The sequence below is a fragment of the Ruegeria marisrubri genome (genome assembly GCF_001507595.1).
Classification (GTDB): Bacteria; Pseudomonadota; Alphaproteobacteria; order Rhodobacterales; family Rhodobacteraceae; genus Ruegeria; species Ruegeria marisrubri.
Genome location: NZ_LQBQ01000012.1, coordinates 693,130 through 714,614, shown reverse-complemented (window position 1 = coordinate 714,614; position 21,485 = coordinate 693,130). Strand labels below are relative to the sequence as shown.

General features: G+C 62.3%; 18 protein-coding genes, 1 tRNA gene and 1 pseudogene. 5 read left to right on the top strand and 15 right to left on the bottom strand.

Translation table 11 applies throughout. From position 1 onward, the window contains the following. Nucleotides 1-13: 13 nt before the first annotated feature. The 4 genes and pseudogenes from AVO45_RS10490 to AVO45_RS10475 form a co-directional block, all read right to left on the bottom strand. Nucleotides 14-274 (bottom strand): Hsp20/alpha crystallin family protein, encoded by a 261-nt coding sequence (locus AVO45_RS10490; RefSeq protein ID WP_240482110.1) that lies wholly within the window; start codon nucleotides 272-274, stop codon nucleotides 14-16. Next, nucleotides 229-1,293 carry a hypothetical protein gene (locus AVO45_RS10485; RefSeq protein ID WP_068346629.1) on the bottom strand — a complete coding sequence of 355 codons (1,065 nt, stop codon included), beginning with the start codon at nucleotides 1,291-1,293 and terminating at the stop codon, nucleotides 229-231. The genes AVO45_RS10490 and AVO45_RS10485 overlap by 46 nt, the downstream gene beginning before the upstream one ends. Next, the gene (locus tag AVO45_RS10480; protein ID WP_068346627.1) at nucleotides 1,286-1,708 is read right to left on the bottom strand and encodes a DUF5681 domain-containing protein; all 423 of its coding nucleotides are present in this window, start codon (nucleotides 1,706-1,708) and stop codon (nucleotides 1,286-1,288) included. Before AVO45_RS10480 ends, AVO45_RS10485 begins: the two co-directional genes overlap by 8 nt. Beyond that, a pseudogene (locus tag AVO45_RS10475) lies at nucleotides 1,708-2,064 on the bottom strand (DNA methyltransferase); the annotation flags it as partial. The gene AVO45_RS10480 and the pseudogene AVO45_RS10475, both read right to left, overlap by 1 nt. Nucleotides 2,065-2,091: 27 nt before the next feature. On the opposite strand from AVO45_RS10475, the gene AVO45_RS10470 reads away from it, so the two are divergent. Further along, entirely contained in the window at nucleotides 2,092-2,574 is a 483-nt protein-coding gene (locus AVO45_RS10470) for a hypothetical protein (RefSeq protein ID WP_157770136.1), read from the top strand. 365 nt (nucleotides 2,575-2,939) lie between these two features. Here AVO45_RS10470 and AVO45_RS10465 read toward each other — a convergent pair. From AVO45_RS10465 to pyrH, 11 genes are all read right to left on the bottom strand, one after another. After that, nucleotides 2,940-3,029: transfer RNA gene (locus AVO45_RS10465), tRNA-Ser, on the bottom strand. Nucleotides 3,030-3,085: 56 nt separating this feature from the next. After that, on the bottom strand, nucleotides 3,086-3,808 hold the full coding sequence (locus AVO45_RS10460; RefSeq protein WP_068346615.1) for an alanyl-tRNA editing protein: 723 nt from the start codon (nucleotides 3,806-3,808) through the stop codon (nucleotides 3,086-3,088). Continuing rightward, nucleotides 3,805-6,249, bottom strand: coding sequence for a DUF3772 domain-containing protein (locus tag AVO45_RS10455; RefSeq protein WP_068346613.1), 2,445 nt, complete (start codon nucleotides 6,247-6,249; stop codon nucleotides 3,805-3,807). Before AVO45_RS10455 ends, AVO45_RS10460 begins: the two co-directional genes overlap by 4 nt. After that, entirely contained in the window at nucleotides 6,249-7,283 is a 1,035-nt protein-coding gene (locus tag AVO45_RS10450; protein WP_068346611.1) for a cysteine synthase A, read from the bottom strand. Before AVO45_RS10450 ends, AVO45_RS10455 begins: the two co-directional genes overlap by 1 nt. 84 nt (nucleotides 7,284-7,367) lie before the next feature. Next, on the bottom strand, nucleotides 7,368-8,489 hold the full coding sequence (locus AVO45_RS10445) for an NUDIX domain-containing protein (RefSeq protein WP_068346609.1): 1,122 nt from the start codon (nucleotides 8,487-8,489) through the stop codon (nucleotides 7,368-7,370). 37 nt (nucleotides 8,490-8,526) lie between these two features. Next, a complete protein-coding gene (locus tag AVO45_RS10440; protein WP_068346607.1) occupies nucleotides 8,527-8,967 on the bottom strand; it encodes a TrgA family protein in 441 nt (146 codons plus the stop codon). A gap of 15 nt (nucleotides 8,968-8,982) precedes the next feature. Further along, nucleotides 8,983-10,191: an SAM-dependent methyltransferase gene (locus AVO45_RS10435; RefSeq protein ID WP_068346605.1), complete on the bottom strand. Its 1,209-nt coding sequence runs from the start codon at nucleotides 10,189-10,191 to the stop codon at nucleotides 8,983-8,985. Nucleotides 10,192-10,254: 63 nt separating this feature from the next. After that, nucleotides 10,255-11,691, bottom strand: a complete 1,437-nt coding sequence (locus tag AVO45_RS10430; protein WP_068346603.1) for a cryptochrome/photolyase family protein — start codon at nucleotides 11,689-11,691, stop codon at nucleotides 10,255-10,257. A 48-nt stretch (nucleotides 11,692-11,739) separates the two neighbouring features. Then, complete coding sequence (locus AVO45_RS10425) at nucleotides 11,740-12,966, bottom strand: aminotransferase class V-fold PLP-dependent enzyme (protein ID WP_068346601.1); 1,227 nt, start codon at nucleotides 12,964-12,966, stop codon at nucleotides 11,740-11,742. Nucleotides 12,967-13,219: 253 nt separating this feature from the next. Then, on the bottom strand, nucleotides 13,220-14,806 hold the full coding sequence (locus AVO45_RS10420) for a BCCT family transporter (RefSeq protein WP_068346599.1): 1,587 nt from the start codon (nucleotides 14,804-14,806) through the stop codon (nucleotides 13,220-13,222). Between the two features lie 203 nt (nucleotides 14,807-15,009). Then, nucleotides 15,010-15,759 (bottom strand): UMP kinase, encoded by a 750-nt coding sequence (gene pyrH, locus AVO45_RS10415; RefSeq protein ID WP_068346597.1) that lies wholly within the window; start codon nucleotides 15,757-15,759, stop codon nucleotides 15,010-15,012. A 99-nt stretch (nucleotides 15,760-15,858) separates the two neighbouring features. Here pyrH and miaA point away from each other — a divergent pair, with 99 nt between their 5' ends. The 4 genes from miaA to AVO45_RS10395 all read left to right on the top strand — a co-directional run bounded on the left by miaA (nucleotide 15,859) and on the right by AVO45_RS10395 (nucleotide 21,445). Further along, on the top strand, nucleotides 15,859-16,752 hold the full coding sequence (miaA, locus tag AVO45_RS10410; protein ID WP_068346759.1) for a tRNA (adenosine(37)-N6)-dimethylallyltransferase MiaA: 894 nt from the start codon (nucleotides 15,859-15,861) through the stop codon (nucleotides 16,750-16,752). Nucleotides 16,753-17,112: 360 nt separating this feature from the next. After that, nucleotides 17,113-18,780 (top strand): ABC transporter substrate-binding protein, encoded by a 1,668-nt coding sequence (locus AVO45_RS10405; RefSeq protein ID WP_068346596.1) that lies wholly within the window; start codon nucleotides 17,113-17,115, stop codon nucleotides 18,778-18,780. 141 nt (nucleotides 18,781-18,921) lie between these two features. Beyond that, entirely contained in the window at nucleotides 18,922-19,968 is a 1,047-nt protein-coding gene (locus AVO45_RS10400) for an ABC transporter permease (RefSeq protein WP_068346595.1), read from the top strand. A gap of 13 nt (nucleotides 19,969-19,981) precedes the next feature. Continuing rightward, nucleotides 19,982-21,445 (top strand): ABC transporter permease, encoded by a 1,464-nt coding sequence (locus tag AVO45_RS10395; RefSeq protein WP_068346594.1) that lies wholly within the window; start codon nucleotides 19,982-19,984, stop codon nucleotides 21,443-21,445. Nucleotides 21,446-21,485 lie beyond the last annotated feature (40 nt).

Genomic DNA, 21,485 nt, shown 5'->3' with positions numbered 1-21,485 from the left:
ATCCGTCCTCCTCTTACGCGGCCTTGATCTCGATTCTTTTCGGCAGGTCCTCTTCGGGGCGGCCGACAGCGATCCTCAGCACACCGTTTGCCATCCGCGCCTCGACCTTGTCGTCAGAGGCCTGGAACGGCAGCCGGATCGCTCGGGTGAATTTGCCGTATTCCCGCTCGTTGCGGTGCCAGCGCGCACCTTCGGGCACTTCTGGCATCTTGCGTTCGCCCGAAATCGTCAGGACATTGTCCTTGACTGAAATTTCGATGTCGGCGGGATCCACGCTCGGAAGGTCGTGCAAACCGTGTAGTCATTAGTGTTGCCAGGAACGACGGCGAGATCCCAACTCTGAACCACAGCTTCAAAATGATGACGCGGCAAGGGCTTATTGTAGGTGCCAAAGCGTTCAGTGCGGATGATATGCCCATCCGTGGGCGCTGGTTGCTGCTGGTACTGCGCCTTAAACGCAAAATCTCCGAGTTCCTTGCGGATCTGTTCCAGTGTCCCTTCATCAATCCTTTCGGGATGGAGAAGTTCGTTGCGTTCTCGATTCCAGACCAGCCCGGAGCCGATGCCTATTTCGGATGCTACCGGCGCAATTGCCGGAAGCTGAAGAACCTCCCAACCGCCTGCTTCCATCAACCGCCCCGGAAGATCATCAACGTGCAGGCGCTGAGCGACCACGACCATCGCACCCCGCTTTGGATCGTCAAAGCGGCTGATAACCGTCGAAGTGATCCAGTTGAACACATCGTCCCGCCTTGCCTCCGAGAAGGCATCATCGGCCTTGATCGGATCATCGATGATGGTGAGGTTGGTCCCCTTGCCTGTAAAGGTGCCCCCCACCGACGTCGCGATCCTGCGGCCGCCAAAGTTTCGTATCCGCAGTTCTTCGGCCGAGGCCTTTCGAGGGTCCAGCAGAAGATGTGGAAACGCCGCGCGATGCCAGGGCGCCTCCAGGATCCGGCGCGCCAGTGCGCTGAATGTCTGGGCGAGGTCCGCATTGTAGCTTGCCCCGACCACCGTCATCGAAGGGTTCCGGGCCAGAAACCAGGTCGAGAAGGCCACGCTGGCACAGTGCGATTTCAGGTGCCGGGGTGGCAGAATGATGAGAAGGCGACGAACCTCGCCCCGCTCCACGCGTTCGAGCTGATGACAGATGGCGCGGATGTAGAAGGCCGGTAAAAAAGCGATGCCGGGGTAGAGTTCGAGAAACGCGCGGTGGACATAGGCGTGCAGGTTGTCGCGTAGCAAGGCTGCCATATTGGCAGCAAAAAACTGTCGGGGTGTCAGGTCATTCATCGTCGTCGTCCTCCCCGGCTTCACCGAAGGCATCTTCGATGAGCTTCAGCCAATCGGCATGACCACGCGCGACTTCGAACTCTTCTGGCCCCACAAGTACTGCCTCCAAGGACGGAACGTCGCCGGCCAGCGCTTTCTGGGCATCGAAGGCAAGCTTGGCCGATTGGTGCTTGCCTTTGATCGCGTCCGCGTAGATCTGTTTCGCGAGCGCCGCATTCACCGGCATGACGACTTCCTTGCCGTCCACTAGGAAAGCCTTTTCCTCCTCGCCGGCTTCCAGGAGGTACTGGGCGAGCCCCTTACCCTTCTTCTTCCCATTTGGGTTCCCGGACTGCCCCTTCTGCCACTGTGTGTGTTTCGGGGGCTTGCCGTAGCCGATGTCGTAGTCCTTCTTGCCTTTGTTCGAACTGCTCATCAGAAGTCCTCCGGTGAATGTTGTTCGTCAGGAGTTTGACCTGCACGGGTTCGCGCGGCTCGGTCATCGAAGCGCTCGCCAGTCTCGGCATGTATGGCCTGCCCGCCTGTCATCGCCTGCCAGCGCCGGATTGCGAGATCGACGTAGGCCGGCTCGATCTCGACCCCAATGCAGCGCCGGCACGTGCGCTCGGCTGCAAGCAGCGTCGTCCCTGAGCCGAGAAAGGGATCGACCACCAGATTACCGGGGCCGGTCACATCGAGAAGTGCATCCATGACCAGCCGGATCGGCTTGACAGTCGGATGCACATGGAAGTCGTCGTCATCGTCCCCCCGCCCACCTGTCGCGCCAGGATAGGTCCAGACGTTGGAACGGCTACGGCCATGTTTGCCGAACCTGACTTGCTCCGCCGCATCCTTGTCAGTGGCACCATCGCGCCGAGGGAGATCCTGCTAATGCTCGATGCCGCCATCCTGTCCGAAGTGTTGCATCTCCCCGCCAGCGACCTTTCTCCGGACCTATTAGACCTCTCGGCGCCGGTTCATCTGCGCCGCCGCGGTGTCGAAGCGAAGCTGCTGGCAGGCACCCCCATTCCCGAACCCGATCCGGTGCTGCTGCGCACGCTATCTGGCGCGCATCGATGGATCACAGCGCTGCGCAACGGAACCCCGCTCGCCGCAATCGCACACAAGGCCGGACATCATGATGCCTTCATCCGGACCCGCGCGCCCCTCGCCTTCCTCTCCCCGAAGCTCCAGCGCGCCATCTGCGACGGTACGCTGCCGCCAGAGCTCACCCTGCACCGGATCCTGCAGCGCCCGATCCCCCTCAATTGGCAGGACCAGGAACGACTCTACGGGATCTGAGCGGCGGGTCGGGCCGAGCCGCTATTCCGGCACCGTGTCCGGGTCCATTCGACATCGGAATTCCCTGCATGTTCCCTGCTGCGGCAGCAGGGAACTCGTCTGTAACGTACTGATTCAGATCATCAAATCAGGGCCGAAAGCGTCAATTCGAGGCAAAATCTGAAAAATTCCCTGCAAATTCCCTGCACGCAGGGAAATTCCGGCCAAAACCGAACCGGTCGATGCGCTCCCCAGAGACCCATCGCGCCATTGCTGGCGAAACGGTCTCTCAGGTGAGTCTCTGAATGGGCGGTGGAGACGTAAGGCACGGAAAAATCGACCGAAAATCCGGTGTTTTTCTTATTAATATTAATAATTTAGGTGGGTGGCGGAGAGACAGGGATTCGAACCCTGGAGACGGTTTCCCGCCTACACACTTTCCAGGCGTGCGCCTTCGACCACTCGGCCACCTCTCCGTGCCGGGGATATTTGGACCAACAGATCGGGATTTGCAAGGGGTGTTTGCATCCAATCAACGATCCAGATGCAAATAGACCCGGCGGTTCTGCTTGCCCTTTTTCTCGATCTTTCCCAGACGGATAGGCCCGATCTCGCCCGTGCGGGCCACATGGGTGCCGCCGCAGGGTTGCAGGTCGATCTGATCCGGCCCCTCCCCGATTCTGATCAGCCGCACGCGGCCCGAGCCCCGGGGCGGCGAAACCGACATCGTCTTGACCAGACCGGGATTGGCGTCCAGTTCCTCGTCGGTGATCCAGTCCTCGGTCACGGGAAGGTCCTGATCAATCAAGGCCTGCAGCTGCTGTCGCAGCGCCTCCTTGTCCTGCGGCGCCTCGGGCATGTTGAAATCAAGCCGTCCCTTTTCCGCGCCAATCGCGCCGCCGGATACCTCGAACGGCAGGACAACGGACAGCAGGTGCAAGGCGGTATGGACCCGCATGTGACGATAGCGGCGATCCGAGTCCAGATGCTGCGTCACGGGTGCGCCGACCGGTGGCAGGCTGCTCCCTTCGGCCGGGACCAGAACGATCTCAGCACCCTGCCCCTTGACCGCCGTCGCCACCGACATCTCACCACCGGACCACTCCAGCCGGCCGCTGTCGCCGGGCTGCCCGCCACCGGTCGGGTAGAACAGGCTGCGGTCGAGGATCACGCCGCCCTCATCAGTGTGGCCAGTCACGGTGGCCTCGGACACGCGCAGATAGGCATTCTCCCGGAACAGCATGTCAGTGCTCATCGGCCGTCTCCATCCCCGCCTCCATCGGCGTCCAGATCCGCTTCGGTCATCGCAGCCGGCTCCGACGACGCGCGGCCCGGCTCGGACACCGGCGGCGCCTTTTGCGTTTCAGGCGCAACCATGGCGCCCGTCAAGGTTTCAGGGTTGCGCAGCCATACATCTCGCTGCGCAAAGGGAATCTCGATGCCCTCTTCGGCAAAGCGTCGGTTGATCTCGTGGTTCATGTCCGACTTCACCGACAACACCCAGTTCACGTCGCGCAGGATCGCCCGGATCTCGAAATCCAGCGAATCCGCGCCGAACCCCTGGAACACGATGGACGGTGCCGGGTTCGCCAGAACCATAGGATGCGCATTGGCGATCTCTCGCAGAATAGTCTCGACCTTGCGGGTGTCGGTTCCATACGCCACGCCGACCGGCACGATCACGCGGCCCACCGTGTTGCCGCGGGTGTAGTTGGTCACCACCCCGCTGATCAGGTCCGAGTTCGGCACGATCACGTCGGTCCGGTCGAAGGTTTCGATCCGGGTCGAGCGCACCGAAATGTCACGGACATAGCCCATCATGCCGTTCACATCGATCCAGTCGCCTTTCGAAATCGGCCGCTCGATCAGCAGGATGATGCCCGACACGAAGTTGGAAACGATGGTCTGCAGGCCAAAGCCGATGCCGACCGACAGAGCACCGGCGACGATGGCCAGCGACGAAAGGTCAAACCCCGCCAGCGTGATGGCAATCAGGGCCGCGATGAAGATACCGACATATCCCGTCCCGGCCACGATGGCGTTTTGCGCGCCGGGGTCGAGCTTGGTCTTGGGCAGCAGCGAGCCGCGCAAACTGCTCTGGAACACCTTGGTCGCGCCGTATCCGACGAGGAAGATGATTACGAAGGTGAAGAAATTGGTCGGCGAAATGGTGACTCCGCCGATCTGGAACCCCTCCAGGATCTTCGACCAGAATTCGCGCAGGTTCGCTTCGCGGGCGCCCCAGTAGATGGCGATGATCGGGATCGAGAACAGAGCGAGGACAAAACCGACCAGCACATTGAACAACGAGTCCTGCGCAGCCTCACCCTTGCCTGTTATCCAGCCGTAGACGCTGCTGAGAAAGCCCTGGAAGATGATGAGCGCAGCAATGAGGGCGAGAGTTTTGACCGTAGGAAAGATGATCGCTTCGGCCGCGTTGGAAAACCCGAAAGCTGCCAGAACCGGTGCCCCGAACGCAAGGAACAACAGCCCACGCCGGATGATCTCGACGATCTGGCTGAACCCTGCAGAGCGAGCAGAGGACGTACCGTCCTGGTCCTCCCCAAGATCATCACGCCCTCGGATCTGTCGTATTCTCAGCAGCAGGACGGCTGTCGCCACGATGATCGGGAAGCCCACGACCGCGCGCGTTGCGTCCGAGACGTTCTCGATCTGCTCGAACTGCTGGGCCATCCCATGCAGCACCAGCATGACGGCCAGCAGATCGATGTGAATCCGCATCTCGGATATCTGGGCGGTGGAAAACCGTTGAAAGCGGTTCATGGCGCTCGCCACGTACAATTGGCGACCGATCCAGTCGAAATAGAAAATTGCCGCGGCCCAAAGCGGTATCTGCTGCAGCAAAAGCGTTCCCCTCAGCCCCAGGACCCCGGTCAGGTTCACCGCATGGGTCAGCGCCAGAACGCCCGCCCAAGGCAGCAGGATACGGAAAAGGGAAACGATGAAGGTCCATACACCCGTGCCGTTGCCGCCCAGCGAACGCAGATAGTCGCCGGCCCGTTCAGACCACCGCTTGCCCCGCCAGATCAGGACAAAGCCCACCACGACAAGCACGAAAATCGCCGGAGCGTTATTTTGAATCTTTTCGTGAACAACCGCCGTTTTGAAGTTGGCCCGAATCTCGTTTGCCAGTGAGTGGCCGGCCTCCCTTATGTCCTCCAAGGCCCTTGGCCAGTAGCGTGGGTTCAGAGGTGACGGACCGCGCTGCAGCAGTTCCTGGGCCTGTCTTTCACGGATGATGTTGTCGATCTCGCTGATCAGGCCAGTAGCCCTGAAATACGCCTCTTCGGAAATGATCCGGGGCACGCGCAGCCTGTCCAGTTCCCCTTCCAGATGCGCGCGCAACGCCGCTATGTCCTCGGGTTCTTCGGCTCCGTCTTCGGGCTTTGGCCCCAAGGCGTTCAGCTGGCTTTCCAGCGTCTTGATCCGTTCGCCGTTGGCTGTCCGCGTCTTGTTGAAGACATCGCGATAGCCCGCAATCTCTGACCGCAAAGCCTCGAACGCCGCGTTCGAAGCCCGATCGGCCTCGACCACCTCCTCGGCCCGCTCGGCGGTCGCAAGCCATTCCTTGTAAAACTCGGTCTGTTCTTCCGACAGTTGCGCCTGGGCGCCGCTGCCAAAACTCAACAGCAGCGCTGCAACAAGCGCGAACAGGTAGCGGCCCAGGCCGCGCATTACACGTCCTCGAACACGCCGGGAATGCTGCGTGGTGCTTCGGTCATCCAGTCCGGCACGGGCAGCTCTTTTTCACGCAGGAATTCGGGGTTGAACAGCTTGGACTGATAGCGGGTTCCATAGTCGCACAGGACGGTAACGATCGTATGTCCCGGCCCCATCTCCCTGGCCATGCGAACGGCACCGGCGATGTTGATCGCGGTCGATCCCCCCATGACCAGCCCCTCCTCGCGCAGCAGGTTGAAGATATAGGGCAGCGCCTCGTTGTCGGAAATCTGACAGGCGAAATCCGGCCGGAATCCTTCGAGGTTCTTGGTGATACGCACCTGACCGATCCCTTCGGCGATCGAGCCGCCCTCCATCGCCAGTTCGCCGGTGGTGTAGTAGGAATAGAGCGCGGCCCCCATCGGATCGGCCAGGCCGATCTTGACGCCCTTGGGTTTGAGTGCCTCGGACACGCCGGCCAGCGTCCCGCCCGAGCCCACGGCGCAGATGAACCCGTCAACCTTGCCTTCGGTCTGCTCCCAGATTTCGGGACCGGTGGTCTCCACATGCGCCTGACGGTTGGCCACATTGTCGAACTGGTTGGCCCAGATCGCGCCGTTCGGCTCCGTCTTGGCCAGTTCCTCGGCCAAGCGGCGCGAATAGTGGACGAAGTTGTTGGGGTTGCGGTATGGTGCCGCCGGCACCTGGACCAGCTGCGCGCCCGCCAGCCGCAGCATGTCCTTTTTCTCTTCCGACTGCGTTTCGGGAATCACGATAACGGTCTTGAAGCCCATCGAGGCGCCGACCAGCGCCAGACCGATTCCGGTGTTGCCCGCGGTTCCCTCGACGATGGTTCCGCCCGGCTTGAGCTGGCCGCGCGCGACGGCATCCCTGATGATGTACAGCGCCGCCCGATCCTTGACCGATTGCCCCGGATTCATGAATTCGGCCTTGCCGAGGATTTCACATCCGGTTTCCTCGCTGACGCGGCGCAGCCGGATCAGAGGTGTTTTGCCAACGGCGTCCGCCAGATCGCGTGCAATGCGCATGGTGCCCTCTCAATATTCGTTCAGTGTTCAGATTTACAGTCGGCCCGACGCGACCACAAGCGGTCATGGCAAACCCGATGCGGATCAACCCTGCCCGCGCAGCCGGTCGCGGTGCCGCGCCAGCCAATGCGCCAGCGACAGCAGTTGCAGGCTCTTGATCCTGTGGTCTTCCACCCATTGCATGAACTCGGCAAATGGCAGGATATGGCTGCGTATGTCCTCGCCCTCCCTGTCGACTCCGCCATTGTTCACGGTCCTGGACAGATCAGCCAGCCCGACATAGAGATGGTCATACTCGGTGGAGGAACCGCAGGACGAATAGGCTCCCCCTGCGTATTCGAGCCCCTTCAGCTCGATATGGGCCTCTTCCATGGCCTCGCGGTGCGCGGTTGTTTCCGGCGTTTCCCCGGGATCGATCATGCCGGCCACCGCTTCCCACATCCAGGGTTCGGGGTCACCAATCAGGTAGACCGGCGCGCGGAACTGCTCGATCAGCAGCACCGTGTCACGCACCGGATCATAAGGCAGAACGATCACCGCCTGCCCAGTCATCAGACCGTTGCGCCTCAGAACCGGCCCCATGGATCCGTCGTGCTGGCGATATTGCAAGTCGATCTCATCCATCCCGAAATAGTCGACATAGGCATGTCTTCGATCATGGACGATCACATCTCGGGATACATCGCGCGCATCGCCGGTCACCCGTGACCGGGCGGCGATACGCGCCCAGGCCCGCATGCGGATCGCCGGGAAGCTACGGGCGATCCGCTTGGCATCGACACGCCCGCAATAGGCCATGACCTCTTCCGCAGCCAGCAGGGTCAGTTCGCCCCATTGCTCGGCCCAGGCCTCCAGTGACCAACGATCGCCCGGCTGCCACAGCCCGGCCTCGGGATAGAAAACCTCGGCCTCGGCTCGCGTCCCATCGGGCAGATCGACCCAGCGCGTCTCCAGATCATAGTCAAAGCCGCCCTCGTAGAACTCCAGACGCGCTATGTCCTCCTCGCTCAGACCACGCACCAGGATCCCTTCGGCCTGTTCGCCCGGCGCCTTCAGGATCATCGGGAAAGCCTGTTCGCGCACTGCATGAACCGCATGGTCCTGCAATACTGCCGGTGTCGCATCGATATCAGAGGCCGGGCGCCCCAGCACGAGTTCCAGAAGCGGCGCATGCCGCAAGGTGCCGTAGAAAAACAGATTGCTCACGAAATGTGGTCTTTCATTCAGATCATTGAGACGAGACTCACCGCCACCGGCGCCAGGCCAGCTCGGTCAGCAGACCGGATACGACGCCGCCGATGAGCAGGGTCCAGATGATATGCGGCTCCAAAAGGACTTTTCCATACTCCACGCCGAGCTGGAAAATGCCCAGAACCGCTTCGAACGGCCCGTCATAGCGATGGCGCATGGCCAGCTTGAACATCTCGTTGGTGCCCTGCACGAAAAGACCCCAGAACACCAGCGCCACCATCCCCGTCAGGCCGTTGTTGATCGCGGCGGTGATGCCGCGCCCGGTGCGCTTGCCCATGACCACCCAGCCGCAGATGACTCCCAACCCGATATTCACATAGGTGAAATAACCGAAGTTCGTGCCTTCCGGGCTCAGGTTGATGACCTGGCTGGAAACGATGAAGGCCAGCACCGCGAGGCAACAGGCGGCAACCAACCGGTAGGCTGTAGGCATTGGGATCATGTGGCGTCACCTTGGTCTGGCGACTGTAATCTGTGTCACATCACAGTTGCCGGTGTCAAAGGCTGCACCGCACGCCGTCAGATAAAAATTCCACATGCGGCGGAAACGCTCGTCAAAGCCCTTGTCGGCGATCTGGTCCCACTTGTCGTTGAAGGTTTCGTACCAGCGGCGCAGGGTCAGGTCATAGCTCTTTCCGAACTCCTTGGAGCGGACGACGTCCAGCCCCGCCAACTCGATCTGCTGCCGCAGAACCGTGGGCGACGGCAACATGCCGCCGGGAAAGATGTATTTCTGGATGAAATCGACGCCTCTCTTGTAGACCTCCCACCGCCTGTCGGCGACGGTGATGATCTGAAGTGTCGCCTGAGCCCCCGGTTTCAGACGTTCGCGCACCGTTTCGAAATAGACGGGCCAATACTGCTGACCGACCGCCTCGAACATCTCGATGGACGCGATCCCGTCATAGGTGCCGCGCTCGTCGCGATAATCCTGCAGCTTGAACTTCGCAAGGTCGGAAAGACCAGCTTTTTCAATTCTCTGCGTCGCATAGTTGAACTGCTCCTGACTGATCGTCAGCCCCGTTACGCGCAGCCCGCGCTCCTTGGCGGCATATTCCGCGAACCCGCCCCATCCACAGCCGATTTCAAGGATATGGTCGCCGGGCTTGGCCTCCATCTGGTCGATGAGACTGGCATATTTCGCGGTCTGGGCATTTTCCAGGCTTTCCTGTCCGGTCTCGAACAGCGCGCTGGAATAGGTCATCGTGTCATCCAGCCAGAGATCGTAGAAATCATTGCCCAGATCGTAGTGGTAGGAGATGTTCTTTTTCGCCTGCTTGCGGTGATTTCGATGCAGCCAGAACCTCAACCGTTCATAAGCCCGCAGCAGGAACTGCCCCGGAAAGCCATCGTAAACCGAGTCGCTTCCCCTATGCACAAAGTCCATGAAGGCCCGAAGGTCCGGCGTGCTCCATTCGCCTTCCAAGTAGGCGTCGGAAAATCCAAGATCGCCCTCCCGCACCAGCCGCGAAAACACGTCGGGGTCGTGAACGTCGATCCGCGCCACTGGCCCCGGTTTCTGCCCCTCGGCACGGAAGATCCTTCCGTCAGGCAGGGCGATATCCAGACGGCCCATCTCGAGCGCGCCAAGCATTTTCATGACCTGGGCGAAATACCGTGGCAGGTTTTCCTGCCCTTCCGTTGACGTCAGGATCATCCGCTCTCCCCGAATGCGCCTATCAGACGTAGGCTAGGCGCTGAATTGGTTTGTGGCAAGTTTTCAGTTCCTTACACGTGACTTGCCCGCCTGATAGGCCGCCAGCGCGGCCCTGCGGCCGTCATCGAGCCTGACGATTGGATCCGGATATTCCGACCGCGGCGAGAGCCCCCACCTGCGCGGTACGGCCCGGAAATAAGCCTCGGCTGTCTTCGGCGGTTTAGCCTGAGTTTCCGCAACCCAGCGCCGACGATACGAACCATCCGGGTCGAACCGTTCCGCCTGCGTCGCGGGGTTGAAAACCCGGAAATAGGGTGCCGCATCCGGCCCCGATCCGGCGACCCACTGCCACCCCATCGCATTGGCCGCCGGATCCCAGTCGATCAGGCAGTCGGCGAACCAGTCCATCCCGATTTTCCAGTGCGTCATCAGATGCTTGGTCAGATAACTTGCCGCAAGCATCCGCACCCGGTTGTGCATCCGCCCGGTCACATACATCTCGCGCAAGCCCGCATCCACGATGGGAACGCCCGTCCTAGCCCGTTTCCACGCAACCACATGCGGTTGGCCCGAATCTTCGCTCCACGGAAAGCCATCCCACTCGGGTTTCCAGTTTCCGGTCAGAAGCACCGGCGAATGGAACATCAGGTGATAGGAAAATTCGCGCCATGCCAACTGACGCAAGAACGCCTCGGCCCCCGGCACCCCGGATTGCAGCGCGCGCATGACGGTGTGCCAGACGGTTCTCGGACCAATTTCACCCAGAGCCATGTATTCCGACAGGCCCGAAGTGCCATCGACATCTGGCCGATCGCGCAGTTCCGGATACCGGGGCAGCTTTTCGTGAATAAAATTCTCCAGCTTTTCATGCGCGACAGCTTCACCGGGGCGCACAAAAGTGCGTACAACCTCGGCCCCGCGCCGCAAGGCCCGACCCAGCGCCCAACTGCCCAAATCCTCGGAGGCCGGCAAGACATCGGGCGCTGCCAGACGGCTGGGCGCAGCCTCTGGCGCGGCGACCTCGCGCCCGCGCACGGCACGCCAGAACGGCGAAAACACCTTGTAGGGCAGCCCCGATCTATTGGCCACTGTCCAAGGCTCGAACAAAAGATGGCCCGAATGCGATCGCGCCTCGATGCCCTGCCCCCGCAGCGCGGCCTTGATCGCTGAATCCCGCCTGATCGAATCCGGGTCATAGGCCCGGGTCCAACAGACGGTGTCCGCCCCGGTTTCGGCCACCAACGCACGAAGGGCCTGCAAGGCATCCCCGCTGCGAAAAATCAGCTTGCTGCCGCGCCGCTCCAGATCAGCGGCCAAACTCTCCAGACCCTGCCCCAGCCGCCACTTGGGCGCGGCGCCAAGCCCATCGACCAGTTCGTCGCGGATGAATACCGGAATGACCGGCCGCCCTGAGCGCGCGGCCTCCGCAAACCCCGGATGGTCGGACAGGCGCAGATCGCGCCTGAACCAGAATATGATGGGAGCCGTCTTGCCGTTCATCCCCGCCTCATGCCGTTGAAAACGATACGAAGCGGGGATGAAGGCAGATCACAATACCCGATCCAGCGCGTCGATGAGCTGATCGATTTCGGCCTTCGTGGTGTAATGCGTGAAGCTCAGCCGCAGAACACCCTTGTCCAGATCGACCCCCATCGCCTGCAAGGGACGCACGGCGTAGAAATCGCCGCCGCCCGCCATGATCCCATGCTCGGCCAGTTCCGCGGCAACCGGCTCGGACGCCCGGTTCAGGGACAGAGCCACCGTCGGCGCGCGCCTGCCCGCATCCGCCGGGCCGATCAGCCGAACCGCGTTCCGGTCCTTGACCGCATCCAGCAAGGGATGAAGCAACTCCACCTCATGCGCCCGCATCAGATCGTGCACGAAAGCGCCCCGCCCGGCCGCGTCCGCCGCGGGGCCACCGTGGTGTTCACACAGCAGATCGACATAATCCGCCATCCCGGCACAGGCCGCCACCTGCGCATGATCCGGCCCGGCGGGCGTGAACCGCTTGTAGAGCACATCGCCGTTGAAGAAATGCGCCTGATTGGGCAGCAACTCGCCAAGGCTGCGGCGGATGACCATGCAGCCCTGATGCGGCCCGTAGGTCTTGTAGGAAGAGAACAGGTAGATATCCGGGCCGAGGTCGCCGACATTGGGGAACCCGTGCGGCGCATAGGACACCCCGTCCACGCAGACGAAGGCCCCGGCGGCATGGGCGATGGCGGTGATCTCGGTCACCGGGTTGATCTCGCCCACCACGTTCGAGCAATGCGGGAAACACACCAGCCGGACCTTTTCGTCCAGCAGGTTTTCCAGATCCAACGGGTTCAGCGAGCCGGTATCCGGGTCGATCGTCCACTCGCGGATCTCGATCCCGTCATCTGCCAGCCGCCGCCAGGGGCCGGAATTGGCCTCGTGGTCCTGATCGGTGACGATGATGGCCTCGCCGGGCTTCAACCACTGGCGGAAGGCCTGCGCCAGAACATAGGTGTTCTGCGTGGTCGAGGGGCCAAAGCTCAGTTCGTCGGTCTCGACCCCCAACAGCGCGGCCATCCGCGCGCGGGCCTCGTCCATCTCTTCCCCCGCAAGGCGGCTTGCCTCGTAGGGCGCATAGGGCTGCACCTTGCGCTGGGTGTAGAAGCGCATCAGTCGGTCGATCACCGGCTTGCAGGTATAGGACCCGCCCGCATTCTCGAAAAAGGCCTGCCCCTGCAGCGCAGGCTCGGAAAAAGCCGGAAACTGGGCCCGAACGAAATCAATGTCCAAGGTGCTCATCGCACGTTTCTCCTCATTCATGCTCCACTGCTCGGATGGCTGCCCGCGCATGATCCGGACAGGTCCGAAAACATGGCAGGTCTTCCAGCCGAGCCGCGGCCCCGCACAAGGAATGAGGGAACGGCGGCAGCCCCGCAAGCCCGTTTTGTGGCGCGGGACCCCGGCAGATAGCCGGTCCCGCGGCTTGGGGTCAAGACGATATGAAAAGACCCCGGAACCTGTCCGGGGTCTTTCGGTTTGGTGTCGAACGGGCTCAGCCCCTGCGTTTCTCGCGCGCCAGCCCGATGAAGATCGACACGCACATCAGGACCAGCACGATCGCAAAGGGAAAGCCCGTCGCGATGGCGGCGGCCTGCAACGCGCCCAACCCGCCGCCCAGCAGCAGCACGATGGCGATGGCGCCTTCGAGGATGCACCAGAACACGCGCTGCGCCGTCGGGGCGTCGGTCTTGCCGCCGGCGGTGATCGTGTCGATCACCAGAGAGCCCGAGTCCGAGCTGGTGACGAAGAAGACCACCACCAGAATGATGCCGATGAAGGACAGCACGCCGGTCATCGGAAAGGCCTCGAACATCTTGAACATCTTCAGTTCAAGCGCGGCATCCGACACGGCCTGCCCGGCCCCCGACATCACCTGGTCCAGCGCCGCGCCACCGAACACGCTCATCCACAGGGCACCGACGACGGTCGGGATCAGGATCACGCAGGTCACGAATTCGCGCACCGTTCGACCGCGCGAGATACGGGCGATGAACATGCCGACGAAGGGCGACCAGGAAATCCACCAGGCCCAGTAGAAGGTGGTCCAGCCCTGCATGAAGTTGGTGTCCTCGCGCCCGATCCAGTTGGACAGCGCCGGCAGTTCGCGGACGTATTCCACGATGCCCGTGAAGAACCCCGTCAGGATCGCGACGGTCGGGCCTACGATCAGCACCAGGATCAGCAGCGCCGCCGCCAGGATCATGTTGGCCTCGGACAGGCGCTTGACGCCCTTGTCCAGGCCGGCAACGACCGAAACCAGGGCGAAGCCGGTGATCAGCACGATCAGCAGCACCTTCATCCCGTCGGTAACGGGAACGTCGAACAGATAGTTCAGACCCGCCAGCGCCTGCGTCGCGCCCAGCCCCAGCGAAGTCGCCAGCCCGAAAATGGTGGCGAACACCGCCAGCACGTCGATGATGTGGCCCAGCGTTCCCCAGGTTGCCTCGCCGAACAGCGGGTAGAAGACCGAGCGCATGGTCAGCGGCAGCCCCCGGTTGAAGCTGAAAAAGGCCAGCGCCAGCGCCACCACCGCGTAGATCGCCCAGGGATGCAGGCCCCAGTGGAAGATGGTGGCGGCCATCGCCAGATCCTTCGAGGTCGCCGGATCGCCGGCTGCCGCACCCAAAGGCGCCCAGTCGGTGCGGACACCGTCCTCGCCCACGGCAATCCCGCCCATGGACGATCCGTAATGCGAGATCGGCTCGGCCACGCCCCAGAACACCAGCCCGATGCCCATGCCCGCGGCAAACAGCATCGAGAACCAGCCGGCATAGCTGTAGTCCGGCTTGGCATCCGCCCCGCCCAACCGGATCGAGCCATAGGGCGTCACGATCAGGACCAGCGAGAACACCACGAAGATGTTGCAGGCGATCATGAAGACCCAGTCGAACCTGCTGGTCAGCGCCGGACGCAGCCAGCCGAAGAACTCGGTGGCCTGTTCGCGGAACACGAGCGAAAAGAAAACGAAAGCGATGATGGTCAGGCCGGATACGGCAAAGACCGGATTGTGAATATCCAGACCCATGATCTGGATATTGTCCTGACCGACTTCATAGTCGGTTTCGGTGCTGTCGGACATTATCCCTCTTCTCCTGTTGTTTTGTGCCCCTCCTAATCGACCAGCATCTGCCCCCTTTGCGCGGCAAATGAGACCGAATGCCCCCTGAAACCGACGAAATCGACGGTTTCCGCCAACCTGCCCCATCCCGCAATCTAACAGATTCACACGAAAAAGGCCGGGGTTTTCCGCCCCGGCCCACGACTTTCCGTTCGACGGCGATATCAGCCCTGAACCTTGGTATAGGTTCCCTCGCCCGCCAGAATGCCGCGGAATCCGCCCGGTTCATCCAGCGAGAACACGATGATCGGCAGGTTGTTGTCGCGCGCCAGCGCGATGGCCGAGGCGTCCATCACGCCCAGGCGCTTGGCCAGAACGTCGTCATAGCTGACCGTGTCATAGCGTTTGGCGTCGGGGAACTTGACCGGGTCCTTGTCATAGACGCCATCCACCTTGGTGCCCTTGAAGATCGCCTCGCAGCCCATCTCGTTGGCGCGCAGCGTCGCGGCGGTGTCGGTGGTGAAATACGGGTTGCCGGTGCCGGCGGCGAAAATGCAGACCCGCTTTTTCTCCAGGTGCCGGACCGCGCGGCGGCGGATATAGGGCTCGCACACCTGGTCCATCGGAATGGCCGAGATCACGCGGGTGAACACCCCCATCCCCTCCAGCGCCGACTGCATGGCCAGCGCGTTCATGACCGTGGCCAGCATCCCCATGTAGTCGGCCGTGGTGCGCTCCATCCCCTGCGCCGAACCGGACAGGCCGCGAAAGATGTTGCCGCCTCCGATCACCATGCAGATCTCGACGCCGAGGTCATGCACCGACTTCACTTCTTCGGCGATCCGCTGGACGGTCGGCGGGTGCAGGCCGAATCCCTGATCGCCCATCAAGGCCTCGCCCGAGATCTTGAGCATGACCCGTTTGAACTTGGTCTGCGGTTGTTCCTGTGATTCTGGGAGGATGGTAGAGGTCATGTCGCGCTCCGCTGAGGCCCGGGGTTGTTTTTCCGGCGCAAAATGAAGCAAAACCCCCGCAGGTTCAATGCGGCACGGTTCGAAACGAGGCAATCGCACATGACGGCAAACACTGTGACCCGGTTGCTGGACGGACTGCCGCCGATCCCGGACGACAAGCCGGTGCTGATCGCGGGGCCGACGGCCTCGGGGAAATCTGCGCTGGCGCTCGAGATCGCCGAACGGCACGGCGGCGTCATCGTCAATGCCGACGCCAGCCAGGTCTATGACTGCTGGCGCATCATCACCGCCCGCCCCTCGCCCCAGGAAGAGGCCCGCGCGCCGCATCTGCTCTATGGCCATGTTCCATATGACGCCACCTATTCCACCGGGCATTGGCTGCGCGAGGTGGTGCCCCTGCTCTCTGCCGGGCCGCGCCCGATCATCGTCGGCGGAACGGGCCTGTATTTCGCGGCCCTGACCGAAGGCATGGCGGATATTCCTCCGACGCCACCCGGCATCCGCGCCCGGGCCGACGCCATGTCACTGGCCGAACTGCTGGCCGGGATCGACGCCGAGACGGCGGCGCGGATCGACACGCTCAACCGCGCGCGGGTTCAGCGCGCGTGGGAGGTGCAGCAGGCCACCGGTCGCCCCTTGTCCGACTGGCAGGACGACACACCACCGCCCGCCCTGCCGCTGGACCAGGCCGTGCCACTGGTTTTCGACGTGGACAAGACCTGGCTGCTCGACCGCATCATGCGCCGCTTCGACCAGATGCTGGAACAGGGCGCGTTGGCCGAGGTCGCGGCCATGCGCGACCGCTACGACCCTGCCCTGCCCTCGTGCAAGGCGATCGGCGTTCCCGAACTGATGGCCCATCTGCGGGGCGAACTGACCCTGGATGAGGCGCGGGAAAGGGCGGGAATCGCCACCCGGCAATTCGCCAAGCGTCAGCGCACATGGTTCCGGGCACGAATGAAAAGCTGGAATCACATCCATCTGCCCGGCTGACATTTGGAAAATCTAAAACTGCGCGGGTCGGGACGCTGCGCAATACGCACAGAAAATTCACGTTTTTTTGACCACCTCACCCGGAGGGGCCGCAAGCCCGAAAACATACGGGAATCCCTGCGCACACGGGTGTCCAAAGGCCCCATGACGAATGCGCCACTTTCTGCGCCCATGTCGCTTTTGTCCAATTCATGACGATTCCGAACATTGACCTGCGGGGATTTCTGTTGCGAAATGGGCATATGGGGATGCGAACGTTCCAAAAGAGTTGTCGGCCTTCCAAAGAAGGAACCGCTTTTGACTTCAACCATCCGAGTTGAAACCTCCACCAATAATCAAACGTGTCACAGGGAGACATTCATGACCAACAAGACAATGACCGGAGCACCCGTTCACTGGGCCGCAGAGATGCACGCCCAGGAATACCGGGAAGGCAAGCTCAGTCGCCGCGAGTTCCTGACCCGCGCGACCGGCCTCGGGGTAACTGCCGCCGCGGCCTATGGGATGATCGGCCTGACCGCGCCCGTCCAGGCCGCCGACGCCGCCAAGAAGGAAGGCGGAACGCTGCGCGCCCAGATGGAGGTGCGCGCCCTCAAGGATCCGCGTACCTATGACTGGTCGCAGATCGCGAACTTCTCGCGCGGCACCTTGGAATATCTCGTCGAGTACAACTCGGACGGGACATTCCGCGGCATGCTGCTGGAAGGCTGGGAAATCAACGAGGACGCCACCCAGTACACGCTCAAGGTCCGCCAGGGCGTGAAGTGGAACAACGGCGACGACTTCACCGCCGAGGACGTGGCCCGCAACATCGCCCGCTGGTGCGACAAGAGCTCGGAAACCAACTCGATGGCGGGCCGCTTCGCGACGCTGGTTGACGCCGAAACCGGCCAGGCCGTCGAAGGCAGCATCGAGGTCGTGGACACCCACACCGTCCGCCTGAACCTGCCCAAGTCCGACATCTCGCTGATCGCCGGCATGGCCGACTATCCGGCGGCGATCGTCCACAGCTCGTTCAGCGAAAGCGACCTGCTCAACAACGTGGGCACCGGCCCCTACCTGATGTCCGAACTCGAAGTGGGCGTCAAAGCGGTCATGACCCGCAACGAGAACCACACCTGGTGGGGCGAGGCGGTCTTTGGCCGTCCGGCGCTGGACCGGATCGAGTATATCGACTACGGCACCGACCCGTCGGCCTGGCTGGCCGCCATGGAATCCGACGAGGTGGACATGCTCTACGAGTCGGTGGGTGAATTCATCGACGTGATGGACGGCCTCGGCTACGTGAAGTCCGAAGTGGTCACCATGAGCACCATCGTGATCCGCCCGAACCAGCTGGCCGAGGTGGACGGCAAGAAGCCTTATGCCGACAAGCGCGTCCGTCAGGCCCTGCAGATGGCCGTGGACAACTCGGTCTGCCTGGAACTGGGCTATGGCAACCGCGGCCAGACCGCCGAGAACCACCATATCGGCCCGATCCACCCGGAGTATCCGGAACTGCCGCCGCAGAAGCACGACCCGGCCGGTGCGCTCAAGCTGATGGAAGAGGCCGGCATGGCCGATTTCGAGCACGAGATCATCTCGATCGACGACGACTGGCGCCGCAACACCACCGACGCCGTCGCCGCGCAGCTGCGTGACGCGGGCATCAAGGTCAAGCGCACGGTTCTGCCGGGCAACACCTTCTGGAACGACTGGGCGAAATATCCCTACAGCTCGACCAACTGGAACCACCGCCCGCTGGGCGTTCAGGTCTGGGCGCTGGCCTATCGCTCGGGCGAGGCGTGGAACGAATTCGGCTGGGCCAACCCCGAGTTCGACGCGCTGCTCGACGAGGCGCTGGCCATCGCGGATGCCGACAAGCGCCGCGAAGTGGCCGCACGCGCAGCCGCGCTGATCCAGGAGGAAGGCGTGACCGTCCAGCCCTACTGGCGCTCGCTGTATCGCCACATGAAGGAAGGGCTGGTTGGCACCGACATGCACGTGTCCTTCGAGCACCACCACTACAAGTGGGGCTGGGCTGCCTGAGCCCTGCGCTGACGACACAGACCGGGGCGCCCGTGCAGGGCGCCCCTTTCCAGCCGCAGACGCACCGGACTGAACCCGGAAACCAGAGGCCGGCACAAAAGGCCCAACGATCTGTGGAACACATGAACAACAGGGGTCATCATGGGACTCTTCATCCTCCGACGGTTCGGCGTGATGCTGCTGACGGCATTGTGTCTGACTTTCGTGGTCTTCTTTCTGACCAACCTCTATCCGAACCTCGAAAAGCTCGCGAAAACGCAGGGCAACCAGCGGATGTCCGACGAGCAGGTCGAAACCTGGCTCGAGAATCGCGGCTATCGCCAACCCATGCTGGTCAAGTATGGCCAATGGCTGGGGGTGATGCCGGGCTTTACCAACACGCTGGATGACGGTCAGTTCGTCGGCACCTGCGCCCGGCCCGGCGTGGCGCCCGAGGACACGCCGAAATTCTGCGGCGTCCTGCAGGGTGAATGGGGCTATTCCACGGTCTTCAAGGATGACGTGGGCGGGATCGTTTCCAAGCGCCTCGGCAATACCGGATATCTGATGTTCTGGGTTCTGGTGCTGATGGTCCCATCGGCGCTGATCGTCGGCATCCTGGCCGGGATGCGCGAAGGCTCGGTGCTTGACCGGTCGCTCTCGACCTTTTCGATCATCACCACGGCAACACCGGAATACGTCTCGGGCGTGATCTTCATCGCCATCTTCACCTCGTCAACGGTGGGGCTGAAATGGTTCAAGGGCACCGCGACGCAGGCGATGGACAATCCCACCTTCGAGAACTTCTTCCTGCCGGTGCTGACCATCGCGCTTTACGGCATGGGCTATATCGCCCGGATGACCCGGGCCTCGATGACCGAGGTGATGACCGCGCAGTATATCAGGACTGCACGCCTCAAGGGGGTGTCGTTCCCGACGATCGTGATGAAGCACGCCCTGCGCAACGCGCTGATCGCGCCTTTCACCGTCATCATGCTGCAGTTCCCCTGGCTGCTGAACGGCGTCGTGATCGTCGAGACCCTGTTCAACTACAAGGGCTTCGGCTGGGCGCTGGTGCAGGCCGCCGGCAACAACGACATCCAGCTCTTGCTGGCGATCTCGGTCGTGTCGGTCTTCGTGGTGCTGCTGACGCAGCTGATCTCGGATATCGGCTATGTCTACCTGAACCCGCGCATCCGGATTTCGTAAGGGAGAACAGGATATGGAACCTCTCAGCTGGACTGGCTCGATCGCCTTTCTCAACCCTGTTCTCGCGATCGCCCTGGCGGGACTGATCTTGTCGATCCTTGCCTGGATCCTCATCAATATCGCCACCACCGAAGGCCCGGTGATCGTCAATCCCGACGGGACACTCAAATCCGCCGCCGGGCCGCGGGGCCTGGCGCAGACCGCCCTGCGTTTCACGTTTTTGGCCTCGGTTCTGCTGGCGCTGGCCTACATCGTGCTTGGCGTCTTCCTGGGCAGCAACGCCGGGATCGTCGGCGCAATATCGCAGCAATTCCTGCCCGTCTGGGTGTCGCTGATCATCGTCTTCGCCATGTCGGTCGCCTTCAAGCGCCGATTGGGGCTGTATGGCAAACTGTTCGACAGCCCGGTTGGGATGATCGGGTTCGGACTGGTGATGTTCTGGGTGTTTACCGGGATTTTCGGGGCCCTCGACCTGATCGTGACCCACGACCCGCTGGTGCAGGTTTCGGGAATGAAGAACAAGGTTCCCGGAACACCGCTGCCCAATCTGGATGAGAGCCAATATGCCTGGTATCTGCTGGGCGGCGACAACCTGGCGCGCGACGTGTTCAGCCGCATGGTCAAGGGCGCCTGGATCGTGGTGCAGATCGCGCCGCTGGCAACGCTGTTCGCCTTCATGGTCGGCATCACGCTGGGCCTGCCCGCAGGGTACTATGGCGGCCGCCTCGACACGCTCTTGTCCTTCCTCGCCAACCTGATCCTGGCCTTCCCGGTGATCCTGCTGTTCTATCTGCTGGTAACGCCCGAGATCATCGCGACCGGCGTGCCAAACTACATGGCCGCCGTGCTGTTCGTCTTCCCAATCATCTTTGTCGGAGTGCTGCTGAATTCGCGCTACTATACACGGCCGAATTTCCGCACACCGCTGCTGATCGGGGTGCTGGGCGTCGCGATTTGGCTCTACCTGTCCCTGATCTCGACCGGCGGGTATGTGATCAACACCAAGGACTATGCGATCTGGGGCCTGCCGACCTTCATGGATCTGTTCGACGTGCCCGGGGGGATCCTGGTGGTATTCGTCTCGGTGGTCTTCGTGAACTCGCCCACGGTGTTCCGCATCGTGCGGGGGCTGGCGATGGACATCAAGACGCGCGACTATGTGGCCGCCGCCCAGACGCGGGGCGAAGGCCCGTGGTACATCATGCTGTGGGAGATCCTGCCCAACGCGCGCGGGCCGCTGATCGTCGATTTCTGCCTGCGCATCGGCTATACCACCATCCTTCTGGGAACTCTGGGTTTCTTTGGCCTCGGCCTGCCGCCGGAAAGCCCGGACTGGGGTTCGACGATCAACGAGGGGCGCAAGCTGCTGTCGATCTATCTGCACCCGGCCCTGCCGCCGGCGCTGGCGCTGCTGTCGCTGGTTCTGGGCCTGAACCTGCTGGCGGATGGCCTGCGCGAAGAAAGCCTGAAGGACTGACGTGACCAAGGCCGGGGGCTCTGCCCCCGGACCCCCGGAG